The organism is Gordonibacter massiliensis (ex Traore et al. 2017), assembly GCF_019731765.1.
GTDB lineage: Bacteria > Actinomycetota > Coriobacteriia > Coriobacteriales > Eggerthellaceae > Gordonibacter > Gordonibacter massiliensis.
This window is the reverse complement of sequence record NZ_JAASIO010000002.1, coordinates 126,062-143,028: the sequence shown is the minus strand read 5'-3', so window position 1 is coordinate 143,028 and position 16,967 is coordinate 126,062. Positions and strand designations below refer to the sequence as shown.

Genomic DNA, 16,967 nt, shown 5'->3' with positions numbered 1-16,967 from the left:
CGTTTTCCACCGGCGCGCGAAGCGGCCCGTTGCGGGCCGCGGCGAGCTCGCCTCGTTTGCGGCCTTCCTTCTGACCTGCGATTATCATAAAGGTTGCATCGGGCGGCGAAAACCGGCTTGATTCGCGTTGGATCCGTGCAAGGTTCGTGAAAGCTTTGCGCGGCGGGCGCGCAAGGTGCGTGCAGGGTTCGGCCGGTTCCGGGCAGGTCTTCGCGACGGTTCCCCGGCAAGGTTGCGGCTCTATGATGCCCTCAGAGAAGAAAGGGGCATCGTATGGGAGAGATCGACGCCGCGGCCGTGAGGGAACGGCCGCAAGCAGAACGTTCGAACGGCAGGCAAAACGGCTCGGGCGGAGCCGACGAGGTCGGCGGGCGCTGCCCGGCGGCGGCGAAGGGCGAGCGGAAGAGGCGCGCGTCCGGCAAAGGGTCTTCGGGACAGGGCCGGCGCAACCGGGAGCTCGGGCGGCGCGGGGAAGACGCCGCCGCGCGCTTCCTCGACCGACGCGGCTACGACATAATCGAGCGCAACTGGACGTGCGCGGCCGGCGAGGCCGACATCATCGCGCGGGACGGCGACGCGCTCGTGTTCGTGGAGGTCAAGACGCGCTCGAGCACCGACAAGGGGCTGCCGTCCGAGGCGGTGGACGCGGCCAAGCGCGGCCGTTACGAGCGCATAGCGGCGCTTTTCCTGCAAAGCTACGACGTGGTGGACGTGCCGGTGCGTTTCGACGTGGTGTCGCTTGTGCTGGTGTCGCCCGACCGCGCGCTCGTGCGCCACCACATCGACGCATTCGTCGCGGAGTGAGCGGCGTGTACGGACGATTCGCCGTGAAGGGGGCCACGCTGCGCGGCGTGGAGGCCGTGCCGGTTGACGTGGAGGTGTGCGTGGGGAGCGGCATACCCGCGTTCTGCGTGGTGGGCATGCCCGACGCCGCCGTGCAGGAGGCCCGCGAGCGCGTGAGGGCCGCCCTGCGGGCGACGGGTTTCTCCATGCCGAACGAACGGGTGGTGGTGAACCTCGCGCCCGGCTCGCTGCGAAAGACGGGGTCGGGTTTCGACCTGCCCATCGCGGTGGGGCTGCTCGCGGCGACGGGGCAGGTGGACCCGCGCATCGCCGAGGGAGCGCTTTTCGCGGGCGAGCTGTCGCTCGAAGGGGCGGTGCGGCCCGTCGACGGGCTCCTGGCCTACGCCCTGCGCGCCCGCGATCTGGGAATGCGGCTCGTGTGCGCGGAGGCGCCGGAGCGGCTCGTGGCCATCGACGGCCTCGAGCTGCGGGCGGCCCGCACGCTCGCGGACTTCCGCACGGGCGCGTTCGCGCTCCTGTCCCCCGCGAGGCCCTCCCGGGCGCGCTCGGCCCTCGACTTCCGCGACATCTCCGGGCACGACATGGCGAAGCGCGCGCTGCAGATAGCCGCCGCGGGCCGCCACGGCGTGCTCATGATGGGGCCTCCCGGCTCGGGCAAGACGATGCTCGCCTCCCGCCTGCCGTCCATCCTGCCCCCGCTCGAGGAGCACGAGGCGCTCGAGGCGGCGCTCGTCCACTCGGTGGCGGGCGAGGACGTGGGGCGGCTGCTCGGCGGCGAGCGCCCCTTCCGCAGCCCCCACCATTCCGCCACGACCGCCGGCCTCGTGGGCGGCGGGTCGCCCCCTCGGCCGGGGGAGATATCGCTGGCGCATCGGGGCGTGCTGTTCCTGGACGAGCTGCCCGAGTTCAAGCCGTCCGTGCTGCAGGGCATCCGCCAGCCTTTGGAGTCGGGGCGCGTGACGGTGACGCGCGCCGACGGCAACGTGACGTTTCCGGCCCGGTTCATGCTGGTGGCGGCGGCGAACCCGTGTCCCTGCGGCTACTACGGCGACGCCGAGCGCGACTGCACGTGCACGTCCGCTCAGGTGAGCGCCTACCAGAACCGCATCGGCGGACCGCTCGTCGACCGCATCGACCTGCATATCGACGTGGGGCGCACCCGCCCGCGTGACGTGCTGGGAACGGGCGGGGGAACGTCCTCGGACGACATGCGCGCCGCGGTCATGGCCGCGCGCGAGTACGCCTCGTGGCGCCGGGCGCGGGCCGAGGACGACGGAAGCGCCGAGGCCCTCGTGCGGTCGTGCGCGCTGGCGCCCGACGACGAGGGGTTCTTCGAGGAGGCGGCCCGCGCGGGGCGCATGAGCGGCCGCGCCATCATGCGCACGCTCGCGGTGGCGCGCACCGTCGCCGACATGGATGAGACGGCGTCGGTGGGACGCGGGCATCTGTGCGAGGCGCTCGCGTTCCGCCTGCGGGAGGGGGTGGGGCTATGCGGTTGACAGGACCTCGGACGGAGCTTGCCCTCGGCGGCGAGCTCTACCCTTCGGCGCTCGCGGGCGCGCCCGACCCTCCGAAGAGGCTCTACGTGGTGGGCGACCCTGCGGCGCTGCGCGCGGGGCTCGCCGTGGTGGGCGCGCGCAAGGCCACGCCCTACGGCATCGGCTGCGCGCGCCGCTTCGCGGGCGCGGCGGCGAAGCGCGGCGTGACGGTGATCTCGGGAGGGGCCCGCGGATGCGACGCGGCCGCCCATCGCGCCGCGCTCGAGGCGGGCGCGCCCACGGTGGCGTTTCTCGGAGGGGGCTGCGACGAGCCGTACCCGGCCGCCCATGCGGGCCTGTTCCAGCGCATCGTCGACGGCGGGGGAGCGGTCGCGTCCGAGCAGCCGTGGGGCCAGAAGCCGCGACCCTATATGTTCCGGCTGCGCAACCGCCTCATCGCGGGGCTCGCGCGCGCCGTGCTCATCGTGGAGGCCGGGCTGCCCTCGGGCACGTTCTCCACGGCCGACGAGGCGCTCGCGGCGGGTCGCGACGTGCTCGTGGTACCGGGCGCCATCACGGCCGCGTCCTCGCGGGGCGCGAACCGCCTGCTGCACCAAGGCGCCGTGCCCGTCGTGGACGACGAGACGTTCGAGGACGCGCTGTTCTCGCTGTTCGGCTGTTTGAGGCAGGAGCAATGGCCGCCCGAAGGGCACGCGGCTCGGACGGCGGGAGAAGCGCCGCGCGGTTTCGCGCGGCCCGGTGCCACGGAGGCGGGGCTCCTCGACGCCGCCGAGAAGGCGGCCCCCGCGCCCGGCTCCGTCAGTGCCGGGCGCCGCGAAGCGCCCGCACCCTCGAAACCGCGCAGGTCCGCGGCGTGCGACCCCGTCGCCGCCGCGCTGGCCGCCGAGCCGTTGGGGATGGAGGACCTCTACGCCCTCGCCCGCGACGTTTGCGGCACCGCCGAGCCGCGCGCCTGGCTCATGGAACGCCTCGCCGAGGCCGAGCGCGCCGGCATCGCCGCCCGCTACCCCGACGGCCGCTGGGGACCCGTGGGGTGAGGACGGTAAGGCGCCGTCCGAGCGGAGGAGCGCGAAAGGATGCGACATGGCTACGATCTCCATGTTTTTCGGCATAGTGGTCATCATGTATAATGAATCGGATGGAAGGCATCACGCTCCGCACGTCCATGCGCGCTACGCCGAATTCAGCTGCTCGCTCGACTTCGACGGTCGCGTGCTCGACGGGTACCTTCCGCCGAAGAGGCTCACCCTGCTGCGCGCATGGGTCGTCCTGCATCGGGAAGAATTGGAGGCCGATTGGCGGCTGCTGTCGGAGGGGCTTGATGCGTTCAAGATCGATCCGTTGCGCTAGGGAGGCGGTGACGCTCATGTGGGAGCTCGTTGAGACGGACGGGATCGCCCTTGGGATGAACAAGAGCCAACCCGACTTGACGCGGGTCGTGCCGAAGGGCGGAAGCCTTCTTCTTCTTGAGTTCGAGACGGGGCAGAGGCGCCTGTTCGACGCTGCTCCGTTCATCGAGCGCGGCGGCTCCTACGAGCTCCTCGGGGACGAACGGTATTTCGGGCAAGTGCGCATAATCGACGGCGGAATGGCCCTTGGCTGGCCAGGAGGTCAAGAGGTGTATCCCGAAGCCCTGTTCGAGATGAGCGAGCCCGTCTAGCAGGCGGCTCGCACGCCGCTGCAAGGGGGATCGGGCGCCTTGCCCGCGCCTTTGCCCTGGGCGAGGCGCATCGAAGGCGCCTTCTTCCCCCACCGCCCTTCTTCCCGGCCTCGCTTTCCTGCTGCCTCGTCCCGGGCTATCCCTCGATTTTTCCCCTTCGCCGCCGCCTGCGGCCCTTGGGTTTGGTATCCTTGCAGGCATGCCTGAAAACGTGACCATACTCGGAGCCGGGCTCGCGGGAAGCGAGGCGGCGCTCCAGCTCGCCGACCGCGGCTTTCGCGTGCGCCTCGTGGAGATGCGCCCCGGCAAGCCCACCCCCGTGCACGACACCGACGCGTGCGCCGAGCTCGTGTGCTCGAACTCGCTCAAGAGCATGAAGCCGGAAAGCGCCGCCGGCATGCTCAAGGCCGAGCTCGAGGCCCTGGGGTCGCATGTGCTGGCCGCCGCCCGCCGCCATGCCGTGCCCGCCGGCGGCGCGCTCGCCGTCGATCGCGCCGCGTTCGCCCGCGACGTCACGGAGCGCATAGAGGCCCATCCGCTCATCGACCTCGTGCGCGAGGAGGCGACGAGCCTCAAGGCCGCCGCGCGCGGCGCCGACGCGCTCGTGGTTGCCACGGGGCCGCTGACGAGCGACGCCCTGGCCGCCGACCTGGCCGCCGTCGCGGGCGGCGCGCGCCTGGCGTTCTACGACGCGGCCGCGCCCATCGTCATGGCCGACTCGCTCGACGAGGGCCTCCTGTTCCGCCAGAGCCGCTACGAGGACGGCTCGGAGGGGGAGGGCGACTACCTGAACGCGCCCTTCTCGCGCGAGGAGTACGACGCCTTCATCGCCGAGCTCGTGGCCGCCGAGCGCGTGGTCCTGCGCGATTTCGAGTCCCGCGACCTGTTCCAGGCCTGCCAGCCCATCGAGGAGATCGCGCGCAAGGGCGCCGACGCCCCCCGCTTCGGTCCGCTCAAGCCCGTGGGCCTCGTCGACCCGCGCACGGGGAGGCGCCCCTGGGCCGCGCTGCAGCTGCGCGCGGAGGACGCGCACGGCTCGTGCTACAACCTGGTGGGCTTCCAGACGAACCTCACGTTCCCCGAGCAGCGCCGCGTGTTCCGCATGATCCCCGGCTTGGCGCGCGCGGAGTTCGCGCGTTTCGGCGTCATGCACCGCAACACGTTTTTGGACGCCCCGCGCCTGCTTGACGAGCGCCTGCGCCTCGCGATCCCCGCAAGCGCCGCGCCGGGCGCGCCCGTGTTCGCGGCCGGCCAGCTGACGGGCACGGAGGGGTACTGCGAGGCGGTGCGCTCCGGGCTGCACGCGGCCATCTGCGTCGCGGCCGAGCTCACGGGCGTCGAGCCGCCCCCGCTTCCGCGCGAGACGGCCTTCGGCGCGCTGCTCGCCTGGGCCACGAGCCCGGACACGTTGGACTACCAGCCCATGCACGTGAACTTCGGCATCATGGAGCCGCTTGCCACGCGCGTGCGCAACAAGCGCGACCGCTACGCCGCCTACGCCGCCCGCGGAGCCGAGGCGCTCGAAGGCTACCGCGCCCTCTTGGCGAAGCGGGGCCTCGCGCCCGTCGAAGCGCCACGGACCCGCGCGCGCGGGGACGGCCGCCCGGCCTGCGGCGAGGATCCCGCCGCCTCCGCCGAAGGCGCCCTCCATGGCTGACGCGCCCCTACCGCCGGAAGACGGCGCCGAAGCCGTCGACCCGCGCGCGCAGGGCCTCGTCGAGGGCTTCTGCGACGCCATGCGGGTCGAGCACAACGCCTCGGTCCACACGCTGCGCGCCTACCGCATCGACCTCATGGACTACCTGCGCTGGACGGCGCGCGAGAGCATCGACCCCTTGGCGGCCACCCACAAGCAGCTCCGCCGCTACCTGGGTGAGCTCGACCGCGCCCAGTACTCGCGCACCACCATCAACCGGCGCCTCTCGGCGCTGCGCAGCTTCTTCCGCTGGCTCAACGTCACGAACGTGACCGACTGCGATCCGGCGAGCGTGCTGCAGGGCCCCCGCCAGCAGAAGAGCCTGCCCCACGTCATCCGCGCGGTCGACATGGTGAAGCTGCTGAGCGTGTACGGCAAGCGCGACGCCGCCGGCAACCCGCGCACGCAGACGCCCGTCGACATGCGCAACCTGGCCCTGCTCGAGTTCCTCTACGCGTGCGGCGCGCGCGTGTCCGAGGCCTCGGGGCTGGCCACCTCCAACGTCGATTTCGAGCGCGGGCAGGTGAAGGTGTTCGGCAAGGGGTCGAAGGAGCGCATCATACCCCTGCACGACCTGGCCCTTTCGTCCATGCGAACCTATCTGTTGCTCGGCCGGCCCAAGATGCTCAAAGGTCGGGAGAGCGAGTTCTTCTTCGTGTCAACGCGCGGCAACGGCATGACCACCGACGCCATCCGCAAGATGTTCAAGGAGGCGCTGCGGGCGGCGGGGCTCGACGAGACCCTCTCGCCCCACGACATGCGCCACACGTTCGCAACCGACCTTTTGGACGGCGGCGCCGATTTGCGCAGCGTGCAGGAGATGCTCGGCCACGCGAGCCTGTCCACCACGCAGATATACACGCATCTCTCCCCGAGCCGCTTGAAGCAGGTGCACCACCGCGCCCATCCGCGCGGCTGAAGCCCGTCTCTTGCGCGAAGGTTGCAACGCCGCAACCGCTGCCTGACGGTTGCCGCGAACCCCTCGCGCCCGCGCCCCGCGTCCCTCACAATCGGTACCCGAAACAGCGCGCCACGCCGCGCGGCAAACCTGCGTCGAAGGGACACGATTATGAACAAGCGTAAGATGAGGATGATGGGCATGGTTCTGGCCGGCGTTCTGGCCTTGACGCCGTTCTTGCACGGGTGCGCCACCGACAACGGCGCCTCGAACGACAACGGCTCGCAGAACGCGACCGAGCAACAGCAGAACGGCTCCGAGCAGCAGAACGCCGGCAGCCAGGGCGACGTCGCGCGCTACGGCCAGGTCATGGCCGTCAACGGCGACGAGATCACCGTCGTGCTGGGCGAGATGAAGGATGCTCAGGACGGCAGCGGCAAGAAGACGTTCGTTGCCGAGGAGGACGAGATCACGTTCAACAAGGGCGACGTCGACATCGTGGACGAGTCCGGCGCCGTGATCGACGACCCCGTGCTTGTGGCCGACGACGTCGTCGTCATGAACGGTACGGGCGAGGGCACCGACTACCGGCCCTCGAAGGTCGAGATCGTCGATGTGGTGGAGAACGGCGTGGAGGAAGCCGCCCCGAGCGCGTCCCAGGACGCCGCGTAAGGGCCGTCTGGCTGGACCTTCCAGAGCCCCCGTTTTCCCGCCATTTGCAAGCGGTTTATGAACGTCGTTCATAAACCGCTTGCTTCGTTTTCGGGCTCGGCTATAATGGGTTCGGAAATGAACAGGGTTCAACAAAGCGAACGGGAGGTGCTGCCATGGCGCGACAGGGCATCGGCCGAGAGGCGATAGCCGAGGCGGCGTACGCGCTGGCGGAGGAACGCGGCCTGGCGGGCCTCGACATCCGCGGCGTGGCCGAGGCGTGCGGCGTGTCCGTGGGCACGATATACAACCACTTCCCGACGAAAGACGACCTCCTCGTGGAGGTCATCGGCACGTTCTGGCAGCGCGCCTTCCACGAGGACCTCTGCCGCATCGTCGAGGGCGAGCGCTTCGACGTCTTCGTCAGCCGGGTGTACGCCGCCATGTGCTCGGCGCTCGCAGCCTTCCGATCCGACTGGCTGCCCCAGATCAGCGCCCTGTCCATCCAAGGTCGCGACGAGGGCAAGATGCGCGAATCGGAAACGTTCGACCATATCCGCGCCGGCATGCTGGCCGTGCTGGGCGCCGATGAGCTGGCCGATCCCGCCCGCGCGGGCGTGGAGCCCGCCGAGCTGGTGGCCTTCGCGCTGGAGAGCATGGTGGCCGGCCTGTGCGCCGGCGATGCCGACTGCCGCGTGCTCGCGGCGCTTCTGCGCGCGGCCCTCTACGGCGACGTAAGCGATAGGGAAAGGGCGGCGCTCGCCGCCGGGGAAAGGTGATAGCCATGTTGAAGATCACAACGAACAAGCTCATGCTCGTGGCGGGCATCGTGTGGGCCATCGCGGGCGCGAACATAGCGAACATAGGGCTCACGGCCTACCGGCACGAATGGGGATGGGTGCTCTGGGCGCTGCTGGCGGGTTCGGCGCTCATCTTCGTGCTGTTCCATTCGCGCATCTTCCAGAAGATGGTGGGCAAGCACGCCAAGCGCATCGGCGGCTACGAGGAGGCCAAGACGAATGTCCTCAAGTTCTTCGACAAGAAGGGCTATATCATGATGGCCATCATGATGGGCGGCGGCATCGGGCTGCGCATGTCGGGGCTGGTGCCCGACTGGTTCATCGCCTTCTTCTACACGGGCCTCGGCATCGCGCTCACCGTGGCGGGGCTCACGTTCCTGCTGCGCTACTTCATGAACGTGGAGCCGGGATGCCCCGTGCTGCCGCGCACCTACGCGAAGCGCGGGTAGCGACGACGGTTCTTCTATGAAGAAATGGTTACGGCTGGAGGGCGCTTGCGCCCTCTTGTCATAGTATGATGGAAGAGCCGAGGCGTCGGGCCCCACGTGCCCGACGCGCACACCGAGCGCGAAGGAGGCCCCGTGGCCAGGATATTCGTCGTTGAAGACGACGCGGCGCTGCGCGGCGAGGTCATGCGCCTGCTGGAGCTGCAGGGGCACGTGGCGCTCGCCAGCACGGAATTCGACCGCATCGCGGAAGAAGTGCTCGCCGCCGACCCCGACTGCGTGCTGCTCGATCTCAAGCTGCCCGGCGACGGCGGCCATGCCGTGTGCCGCGACCTGCGGCGCGCAAGCGACGTGCCCATCGTCATGCTCACGTCGTCCGACAACGAGTTCGACGAGGTCATGAGCATGAACCTGGGTGCCGACGACTACGTCACCAAGCCGTACAACCCCGCCGTGCTGCTGGCGCGCATCCAGTCGGTGCTGCGCCGGGCCGCCCGTCCGGAGCCGCCCGCCCGCATCGAGCATGGGGGCGTGGTGCTCGACGTGGCGAAGAGCCGCGTGGAGTACGAGGGCCGCGGGGTGGAGCTCACGCGCAACGAGTTCCGCATCCTGCACCTGCTCATGGAGAACAAAGGCGCCATCATCTCGCGGCAGGAGCTCATGATGGAGCTGTGGCAGTCCGACGCCTTCATCGACGACAACACGCTCACGGTGAACGTGAACCGCCTGCGCAAGAGCCTGGCCTCCATCGGCGTGCCGGAGGGCTTCCTGGTCACGCGCCGCGGGCAGGGCTACCTCGTCTGATGGGCGGCGTGCGCCCATGAGCCTGTCGGCCTACCTGCGCGACAACCTCGCCGCCATCGTCGCAGGCGCGCTCTGCTGCCTGGGCGTGGCCGGCATGATGGCCGCCCTCGGCACGGGCCCGGACGCCACGGTGCTCGTGCCGTGCTTCGTGGCGGCATGCGGAGCTGTGGCGCTCGGCATCGGCTACGTGCGCCGCCGCCGCTTCTACGCCGAGCTCGCGCGCATCGTGGAGGACCTCGACCGCACGTACTTCGCCTCCGAGCTCGTGGACGCGCCCGACTTCCTGGAAGGCCGCCTCGCCCACGAGGCGCTCGAGGCGGTGGGGAAGGCGGCCGCCGACGACGTGTCGTTCCACCGCCAGCAGGCCGAGTCGTACCGCGACTACATCGAGCTGTGGATCCACGAGATCAAAACGCCCATCGCCGCCGCGCACCTCATGGCGGCGGACCTGCACGGCGAGACGGCGTCGAAGCTCAAGGCCGAGCTCGACCGCATCGAGTCCTACGTGGAGCAGGCGCTGTTCTACGCGCGCTCGACCTCGTTGGCGCGCGACTACGCCATACGCGAGATCGGGCTGGCCGACGCGGTGCGCACGGCCTGCAAGAAGAACGCGCGCTACCTCATCGAACGGGGCGCCGTGCCCTCCGTCGAGGTGGGCGAGGACGTGACCGTGTTCGCCGACGCATCGTGGCTCGCCTTCATCCTGGGCCAGATCGTGGTGAACGCGGCAAAGTACGGCGCCGCCGTCGTGCGGTTCTCGGCCCGCGAGGAAGACGCGGGCACGAGCGCGGCGCGCACCGTGCTGGAGGTGGCCGACGACGGGCAGGGCATACCGGCCGCCGACGTGCCGCGCGTGTTCGACCGCGGCTTCACCGGCCGAAACGGCCGCGCCCAGGGCTCGGCCACCGGTATGGGGCTCTACCTCGTGGCCATGCTCTGCCAGAAGATGGGCCTGGGCGTTGGCCTGGCCTCCGAGGAGGGCGCGGGCACCCGCGTGATGCTCGCGTTCCCCCACGACCGCAGGCGCAAAGACGCGCTGTAAGGCGCCGCTCTTCGCCCAACCTTGCAACTTCGTAAGGTTGCGGTAAGTTCCTTCGATGGCTGCCGTGCCCGCCGGCCCGTACCATGGGGACGTACGCAAGAGAAGGAGACATCAATGACCGAAGTGTACGCAACCCCCTCAGCGCCCGTCTGCGCTCCGAGCGCCGGCGGCTCCCGCCCCATCCTGTCGGTGCGCCAGATAGAGAAGGTGTACGGCTCCAAGGACTCCGTGACCAAGGCCGTGCGCGACATCAGCTTCGACGTGATGCCAGGCGAGTTCGTGGGCATCATGGGGCCGTCGGGCTCCGGCAAGACCACGCTGCTCAACTGCGTGGCCACCATCGACACGGTGACGAGCGGCCACATCCTGGTGGACGGGCGCGACATCACGGGGCTGCGCAGCCGCGCGCTCGCGAAGTTCCGCCGCGACGACCTTGGCTTCATCTTCCAGGACTCCAACCTGCTGGACACGCTGACCGGCTTCGAGAACGTCGCGCTCGCGCTCACGGTGAAAGGCGAGCCCACGGGTCAGGTGAAGCCGAAGGTCGACCGCGTCGCCGCCACGCTCGGCGTGGCCGACGTGCTGGGGAGGTACCCCTACCAGATGTCGGGCGGCCAGAAGCAGCGCATCGCCGCCGCGCGCGCCATGGTGGCCGACCCGAAGCTCGTGCTGGCCGACGAGCCCACGGGCGCGCTCGACTCGCGCAGCGCCACCGTCATGCTCGAGACGCTCGAGATGATGAACGCCTCGCTCGGCGCGACCATCATGATGGTGACGCACGACTCCTACGCCGCGTCGTTCGCCAGCCGCATCCTGTTCATCAAGGACGGCGTCGTGTTCAACGAGATACGCAAGGGCGACACCTCCCGCAAGGACTTCTTCAGCCGCATCATGGAGGTCGTCACGTTCTTGGGCGGTGACGCGGCCGATGCTCGCTAAACTCGCCTTCCGCAACATCCGGCGCTCGGTCAAGGACTACGGCGTGTACTTCGTCACGCTCGTTTTCGGCGTCGCGGTGTTCTACGCGTTCAACTCGGTCACGAGCCAGTCCATCCTGTTCGACCTCGAGGACACGGCGTCGGCCAGCGTGTTCGACATGACCGGCCAGATGCTGGGGATGTTCAGCGTGGTCATCGCCTGCGTGCTGGGCTTCCTCGTGCTGTACGCGAACGGGTTCCTCATCCGCCGCCGCAAGCAGGAGTTCGGCACCTACCTCATGCTCGGCATGAACCCGTCCAGCGTGTCGGTCATCGTGCTTCTGGAGACGGTGGCGGTGGGCCTCGTGTCGCTCGTCGTGGGCCTGGCCTTGGGCTTCGCGCTGTCGCAGGGGCTGTCGTTCGTCACGGCGGGGCTGTTCAACATCCAGATGACGCAGTACCGCTTCGTGTTCTCGACCGACGCCTTCCTGCTGACGCTGGGGTGCTTCGTGCTCATCTTCGCCGTGACGGGGCTGTTCAACACGCTGTCCATCCGGCGCTACAAGCTCATCGACCTGCTGTCGGCCCGTTCGAAGAACGCGCGCTTCCGCGTGCGCAACCCCTGGATCAGCCTCGTCGGGTTCGTCGCGGCCGTCGGCGTGATCGCGTGGGCCTACGTCACGCTCGTCGACAACGGCCTCATGCAGTTCGACGAGGGGTTCTGGCGGGCCACCGCGCTCATGGTGGCGGGCACGTTTTTGTTCTTCTGGTCGCTCGCCGGCTTCGTGCTCGCGGTGATCGAACGCACGCGCGGCGTGTACTTCAAGGGCCTGGCCATGTTCACCACGCGCCAGATAGCCAGCAAGGTGAACACGGCGTTCGTGTCGCTGTCGGTGGTGTGCGTCATGCTGTTCTTCTCGCTCACCGTGTTCTCCACGGGGATGGGCTTGGCGCGCGCGTTCACGGGCAACATCGAGGACGGCACCCTCTACGACGCCACGCTCACGGCGAACGTGTACCTGAACGCGGGCGGCGTCCACGACGAGGAAGCGCTCGCGAGCATGAGCGAGGAGGACCGCGCGTACCAGCGGGTGGCCGACGAGAAGGCGGCCGCCATCGCCGCGGACGCCGAGGCCTACGACTGGGACATCGCCGCCAAGCTGGCCGATTCCTCGGGCGTGTGGGACGAGCTGGTGGACCGCTTCGCGCAGGTGGACGTGTACCAGACCTCCGACACGACCTACGGCGACCTCATGGACCGCTACGGGAAGGACCTGGGCAACGAGAAGCAGAGCGCGGCGGTGCACAAGCAGGGCATCGCGGTGATCGGCGTCTCGCAGTTCAACGCGCTGGCCGAGATGACGGGGCGGCCCACGGTGGACGTGGGGGAGGACGGTTACGCCGTGAACAACGCCTTCGACGCCACGCGCGCCCTGGCTGACGCGTCGGCGCGCAAGGGCGAGATGATCGAGGTGGCCGGGCGCATGCTGACGGCCACGGGCGAGCGGCGCAGCCAGCCGACGCAGGATGCGGCGTTCGCCGCGGACGGGGCGAACTTCATCGTGCCCGATTCGGTGATCGCCGACCTGCGCGGCCAGGGCGTGCGGCCCGACCAGAGCTTCCTCGACATCATGTACAAGACGGATCGCGTGCAGGGCGATGCGCTGCTCGAGCAGATGCTCGCCGAGGTGTCGCCCCCCAGCGCGGAGGTGTCCTCCTCGGGCTGGGCGTTCGGCCCGAAGCCCTGGCCCGTGACGCTGTCGTTCACGGCCGAGGAGGTGCTCGTCCAATCGAGCGGCATGAACCTCATGATCTCGTACTTGGCGCTCTACATCGGCTTCGTGTTCCTCATCGCCACGGCCGCGGTGCTGGCCATCCAGCAGCTGTCCGAGACGAGCGACTCGCTGGCGCGCTACAAGGTGCTCGCCGAGATCGGCTGCGACCGCCGCATGATCTTCCGGTCGCTGCGCGCGCAGGTGCTCGTGTACTTCCTCGTGCCGCTTGCGCTGGCCGTGGCGCACACCGTGTGCGCCGTGAGCGTCATCAGCGACGCGGTGCTCGAGCAGCTGGGCGTGTCGGTGTTCGAGCCCGCCCTGATGACCGGCGTGCTGGTGGCGGTGGTGTACGGCGCGTATTTGCTGGTCACGTACTTCGCCAGCAAGGGCATCATCCGCGCGTCGCTCGGCAAGAAGCTCATCGGATAGGGGGAAGGCATGCTTTCGAACGCGTTGCTGGTCGTGTCGGTGATCGCGCTCGCCATCGTGCTGGTCGCGGGGGTTCGCGCCGTGCTCGAGCGGGGCCTCGCCGGCTTGGGGAAGATGGGGGCATGGGTGTACGCGGCCCTCGGCGTCTACGTGCTCGCGTTCGCCGGGTTCCTGCTGACGCAAGGAGCCTAGCAAGCTGATGCGCGGCCCCGCCGGATGCGTCCGGCGGGGCCGTTTTCGCGTTTGGGCGGCTTCTATGCCAAACCAGCGCCGACGCAGGGAGCCGCCCAGAGCGAACGCTTGCCCTTTCGCCGGCGCGGGACGCTCCCGCCTCCGCCATGAAGGTGCGCCTCCGCAGCTATCCCGGAATCGGCGCATGCCCGTTCGTCTTCGCGGAGCGTCGGGTTGCTATCGGGCGCCGCGCAGGAGCGCGCGAACGGTGGTTTGACAGCGAACGGTGTCCGAAATGCACGAAAATCACCGATGTCCCCCCTCTGACGGTAACCCGGCGCGCACAGCTGGAAGGCATCGCTATTCGCGACCTGCGAAAACGATGGAGGTTGCGGCAAGGTGCGCGGGTGCGCAGCGCTTGCAGCCCGCAAAGAAGGGGGACATCGGCGATTTTCGTGCACGAGGGAACGGTCTGCGACTCGCTTCGTTCGACGCCTGGCCTCGAAGGGGTCTGGCGAGGGTTCGCTGGGCTGTTCTGCCTCGACCCTCTAATCGCATGCCGTTTGCCGCGCAGGCGGGAAAATCCCCCTCGCCCCGGCACGGCGCTTCTGCTACCATGTTTACCATGGTTGACTCTCCGAAGACAGCGAAGCGCCGCGCGCGCGAGAAGCGCACCATCTCCCAGATGGTGGCGCTGTACTGCGCCGGCAACCACGAGGCTCGCGACCGCACCGAGACGGCGCATTGCGGCGAGCCCGTGTGCCCTGCGTGCGCGGCCGTCGACGCGTACGCGGTCCTGCGCACCGAGCGCTGCCGCAAGATGGAGGTCAAAACGTCGTGCGAGCAGTGCGGCAACCATTGCTACGCCCCCGAGAAGCGCGAGGAGATCCGCGCCGTCATGCGTTACGCCGGTCCGCGCATGCTGGGCAAGCACCCCGTCGCCGCGGTGCGCCACCTGCTGGGATGCTGAATCCCCTGTCGTTCCCGTCCGTTTTATAAATCGTTAACGTTCCGTTTCCTTGCGTGTCGCCCCGGCGTTTCGTTCGGGGTACAATGGTCGGAATGGTTTGGGGAGGGCGTCGGCGGCAGCGGAAGGGCGGGCATGTTCAACAAGGTCAACGAATGGTTCGCCCGTTTGGAGGACGTCATGTCGTTCCAGGCCATTCGCCAGGGCCTCATCCTCACCATACCCGTGCTGCTCGTGGGGTCGTTCTGCCTCATCTTCCTGAACCTTCCGCTCGCGCCGTACCAGGACATGCTCGTGTCGCTGCCCTGGCTCGAGGGCGTGCTGCGGCTCGTGTACAACGCCACGATGGGCATCTTCTCCCTGTACGTGGCCGTGGCCATAGCCCTTCGCTACGCGAACGCCTGCGCCGACCGCTTCGGCGACTTCTTCGTGCAAGGCGCGCCCTTCGCGGCGCTCGCGTCCTACCTCATGTTCGTGGGCTTCGGCTCCGAGGGCTTCGACTGGGCGGTGCTCAGCACGCGCTCGCTGTTCATCGCCATCGTGTGCGGGCTGGTGTCGTCGATGCTGTACTGCCGGCTCGTGCGCATGAAGCGCTCTCGAAGGCTGTACGGCGACGGCATGGACAGCGTGTTCAACCAGGCCGTCGCCGGGCTCGTGCCCATAGCGGTCGTCATCGTGCTGTTCGGGGCGGTGAACGTTTCCGTGGCCCAGATCGCGGGCGTCGACAGCGTGGAGGAGCTGTTCTTCCAAGGCGTGAGCGCCCTGTTCCCGCTGGCCACGGCCACGTTGGCGAGCGGGCTTCTCTACCTGCTCATGAACAACGTCATGTGGTTCTTCGGCATCCACGGGGGCAACATGCTCGACAGCGTCGCCCAGAGCGTGTTCGTGCCCGGCACGGCCGCCAACGCGGCGGCGCTCGCGGCGGGCGGCGAGCCTGCGCAGATCGTCACGAAGACGTTTTTGGACGTGTTCGCCTCGATCGGCGGCGCCGGTGCGCTGCTGTCGCTGCTCGTGGCCATCCTGCTGTTCGGAAAGCGCCGCAGCTCGCGCCGCCTGTCCTCGTTCGCGGCGGTGCCCATGTTCTTCAACATCAGCGAGATCATGATGTTCGGCTTGCCGGTCGTGTGGAACCCGGCGCTGTTCGTGCCGTTCATCGTCGTTCCCCTGGTGAACATGGTGGTGTCCTACGCGGCCATGGCCGTCGGCCTCGTGCCGCCCGTGTCCGTGGACGTGTCGTGGACCACGCCGCCGCTCGTGGGCGGCTACGTGGCCACCGGGTCCTTGTCCGGCGCGGTGCTGCAGTTGGTGTGCATCGCCTTGGGCACGGCGCTCTACCTGCCCTTCTTGCGCCGCTACGAGCGGGCGGCCGACGATCGCGCCCGGGCGGGGTACGTCGCGCTGCTGGCCTCCTTCCAGGAGGACGAGCGCGCGGGCCGCGACTCGAAGCTCATGGCCGCCCCCGGCTCGCCGGGGGCCGTGGCCCGCTCGCTCGCCGAGGACGTGCGCGCGCTCGTGCTCGAGCGCACGTTCGAGCTGCGCTACCAGCCGCAGTTCGACGCGTCGGGCGAGGCGGTCGGCGCGGAGGCGCTGCTGCGGTTCGAGCACCCCGTCTTCGGCTCGCTGTACCCGCCCATCGTCATCGAGCTGGCGAAGGAGGCGGGCATCGGCGGCGATTTGGAGCGCGCCGTGTTCGACCGGGCCCTCGACGACGCGCAGCGGGCGGAGGCGCTCGCGCACGCCGGCATCCTGCGTTCGGGCTTCGACGTCAGCGTGAACGCCACGGCCGCGATGCTGCAGGACGAGGCGTGCGTCGACTTCATCATCGCCGCGTTCCGCGCCCGCGGCCTCGACGAGGGCCGCGTGGTGGTGGAGGCGACGGAGCGGGAGGCGCTGCGCTGGGACGCGGGGGCCTCGGCGCTGCTGCACCGTTTGGCGGACGCGGGCATCCCGCTGGCCATCGACGACTTCTCCATGGGGCGCACGTCGTTCCAGTACCTGGAGACCAGCGTGTTCTCCGTCGTGAAGCTGGACGGCACCATCGCCAAGGGCGTCATGGAGAACGAGCGCTACGCCGAGATCGTGGCGTCCATCACGCGCCTGTCCGAGCAGCTGGGCTTCACGGTGCTGGCGGAGTACGTGGAGACGGCCGAGCAGCGCGACCGTCTCGTCGCGCTGGGCTGCTCGTACTTCCAGGGCTATCTGTACGCGCCCGCGCTGCCGTTCGACGACATGGTCGAGCTCGCCGGAGCGTCGCGGTCGGCTCCGGCCGCCTGACGCGCCGCCCGCGCGGGCATCCGCCCGGCGGAAAGCGAACGAATTGTGCGCATCGTTTGAACGCTTGAACACGAACGGATGTTTTCGCAAACTCATTCCCCGCTCTGCGCTAGAATAAACGATTGCACAGAATT

The 16,967-nt window shown here is 69.2% G+C and carries 17 protein-coding genes; all 17 read left to right on the top strand.

Annotation, left to right across the window (positions count from 1 at the left end):
- Positions 1–273: 273 nt before the first annotated feature.
- Positions 274–804, top strand: a complete 531-nt coding sequence (locus tag HCH03_RS04520; protein ID WP_221688539.1) for a YraN family protein — start codon at positions 274–276, stop codon at positions 802–804.
- Between the two features lie 5 nt (positions 805–809).
- The gene (locus HCH03_RS04515; RefSeq protein WP_221688538.1) at positions 810–2,303 is read left to right on the top strand and encodes a YifB family Mg chelatase-like AAA ATPase; all 1,494 of its coding nucleotides are present in this window, start codon (positions 810–812) and stop codon (positions 2,301–2,303) included.
- Positions 2,294–3,340 carry a DNA-processing protein DprA gene (gene dprA, locus HCH03_RS04510; RefSeq protein WP_246599652.1) on the top strand — a complete coding sequence of 349 codons (1,047 nt, stop codon included), beginning with the start codon at positions 2,294–2,296 and terminating at the stop codon, positions 3,338–3,340. The genes HCH03_RS04515 and dprA overlap by 10 nt, the downstream gene beginning before the upstream one ends.
- 46 nt (positions 3,341–3,386) lie before the next feature.
- Complete coding sequence (locus tag HCH03_RS04505; RefSeq protein WP_114601480.1) at positions 3,387–3,653, top strand: DUF4160 domain-containing protein; 267 nt, start codon at positions 3,387–3,389, stop codon at positions 3,651–3,653.
- A gap of 16 nt (positions 3,654–3,669) precedes the next feature.
- Positions 3,670–3,963, top strand: coding sequence for a DUF2442 domain-containing protein (locus tag HCH03_RS04500; protein ID WP_080142926.1), 294 nt, complete (start codon positions 3,670–3,672; stop codon positions 3,961–3,963).
- Between the two features lie 199 nt (positions 3,964–4,162).
- On the top strand, positions 4,163–5,620 hold the full coding sequence (trmFO, locus tag HCH03_RS04495) for a methylenetetrahydrofolate--tRNA-(uracil(54)-C(5))-methyltransferase (FADH(2)-oxidizing) TrmFO (protein WP_221688537.1): 1,458 nt from the start codon (positions 4,163–4,165) through the stop codon (positions 5,618–5,620).
- Positions 5,613–6,578: a tyrosine recombinase gene (locus HCH03_RS04490; RefSeq protein WP_221688536.1), complete on the top strand. Its 966-nt coding sequence runs from the start codon at positions 5,613–5,615 to the stop codon at positions 6,576–6,578. Before trmFO ends, HCH03_RS04490 begins: the two co-directional genes overlap by 8 nt.
- 150 nt (positions 6,579–6,728) lie before the next feature.
- The gene (locus HCH03_RS04485) at positions 6,729–7,229 is read left to right on the top strand and encodes a hypothetical protein (RefSeq protein ID WP_221688535.1); all 501 of its coding nucleotides are present in this window, start codon (positions 6,729–6,731) and stop codon (positions 7,227–7,229) included.
- A 155-nt stretch (positions 7,230–7,384) separates the two neighbouring features.
- Positions 7,385–7,987, top strand: a complete 603-nt coding sequence (locus tag HCH03_RS04480; protein WP_221688534.1) for a TetR/AcrR family transcriptional regulator — start codon at positions 7,385–7,387, stop codon at positions 7,985–7,987.
- Between the two features lie 5 nt (positions 7,988–7,992).
- On the top strand, positions 7,993–8,457 hold the full coding sequence (locus tag HCH03_RS04475) for a hypothetical protein (protein WP_221688533.1): 465 nt from the start codon (positions 7,993–7,995) through the stop codon (positions 8,455–8,457).
- A 132-nt stretch (positions 8,458–8,589) separates the two neighbouring features.
- A complete protein-coding gene (locus HCH03_RS16750) occupies positions 8,590–9,258 on the top strand; it encodes a response regulator transcription factor (protein ID WP_080142931.1) in 669 nt (222 codons plus the stop codon).
- A gap of 16 nt (positions 9,259–9,274) precedes the next feature.
- A complete protein-coding gene (locus tag HCH03_RS04465; RefSeq protein WP_221688532.1) occupies positions 9,275–10,300 on the top strand; it encodes a sensor histidine kinase in 1,026 nt (341 codons plus the stop codon).
- Positions 10,301–10,414: 114 nt separating this feature from the next.
- Complete coding sequence (locus HCH03_RS04460; protein ID WP_221688531.1) at positions 10,415–11,239, top strand: ABC transporter ATP-binding protein; 825 nt, start codon at positions 10,415–10,417, stop codon at positions 11,237–11,239.
- Positions 11,229–13,421 carry an FtsX-like permease family protein gene (locus HCH03_RS04455; RefSeq protein ID WP_221688530.1) on the top strand — a complete coding sequence of 731 codons (2,193 nt, stop codon included), beginning with the start codon at positions 11,229–11,231 and terminating at the stop codon, positions 13,419–13,421. Before HCH03_RS04460 ends, HCH03_RS04455 begins: the two co-directional genes overlap by 11 nt.
- Before the next feature lie 9 nt (positions 13,422–13,430).
- Positions 13,431–13,613 carry a hypothetical protein gene (locus tag HCH03_RS04450; protein ID WP_221688529.1) on the top strand — a complete coding sequence of 61 codons (183 nt, stop codon included), beginning with the start codon at positions 13,431–13,433 and terminating at the stop codon, positions 13,611–13,613.
- A 595-nt stretch (positions 13,614–14,208) separates the two neighbouring features.
- Positions 14,209–14,562, top strand: coding sequence for a nitrous oxide-stimulated promoter family protein (locus tag HCH03_RS04445; protein ID WP_246599650.1), 354 nt, complete (start codon positions 14,209–14,211; stop codon positions 14,560–14,562).
- Between the two features lie 132 nt (positions 14,563–14,694).
- On the top strand, positions 14,695–16,833 hold the full coding sequence (locus tag HCH03_RS04440; protein WP_221688528.1) for a PTS sugar transporter subunit IIC/EAL domain-containing protein: 2,139 nt from the start codon (positions 14,695–14,697) through the stop codon (positions 16,831–16,833).
- Positions 16,834–16,967 lie beyond the last annotated feature (134 nt).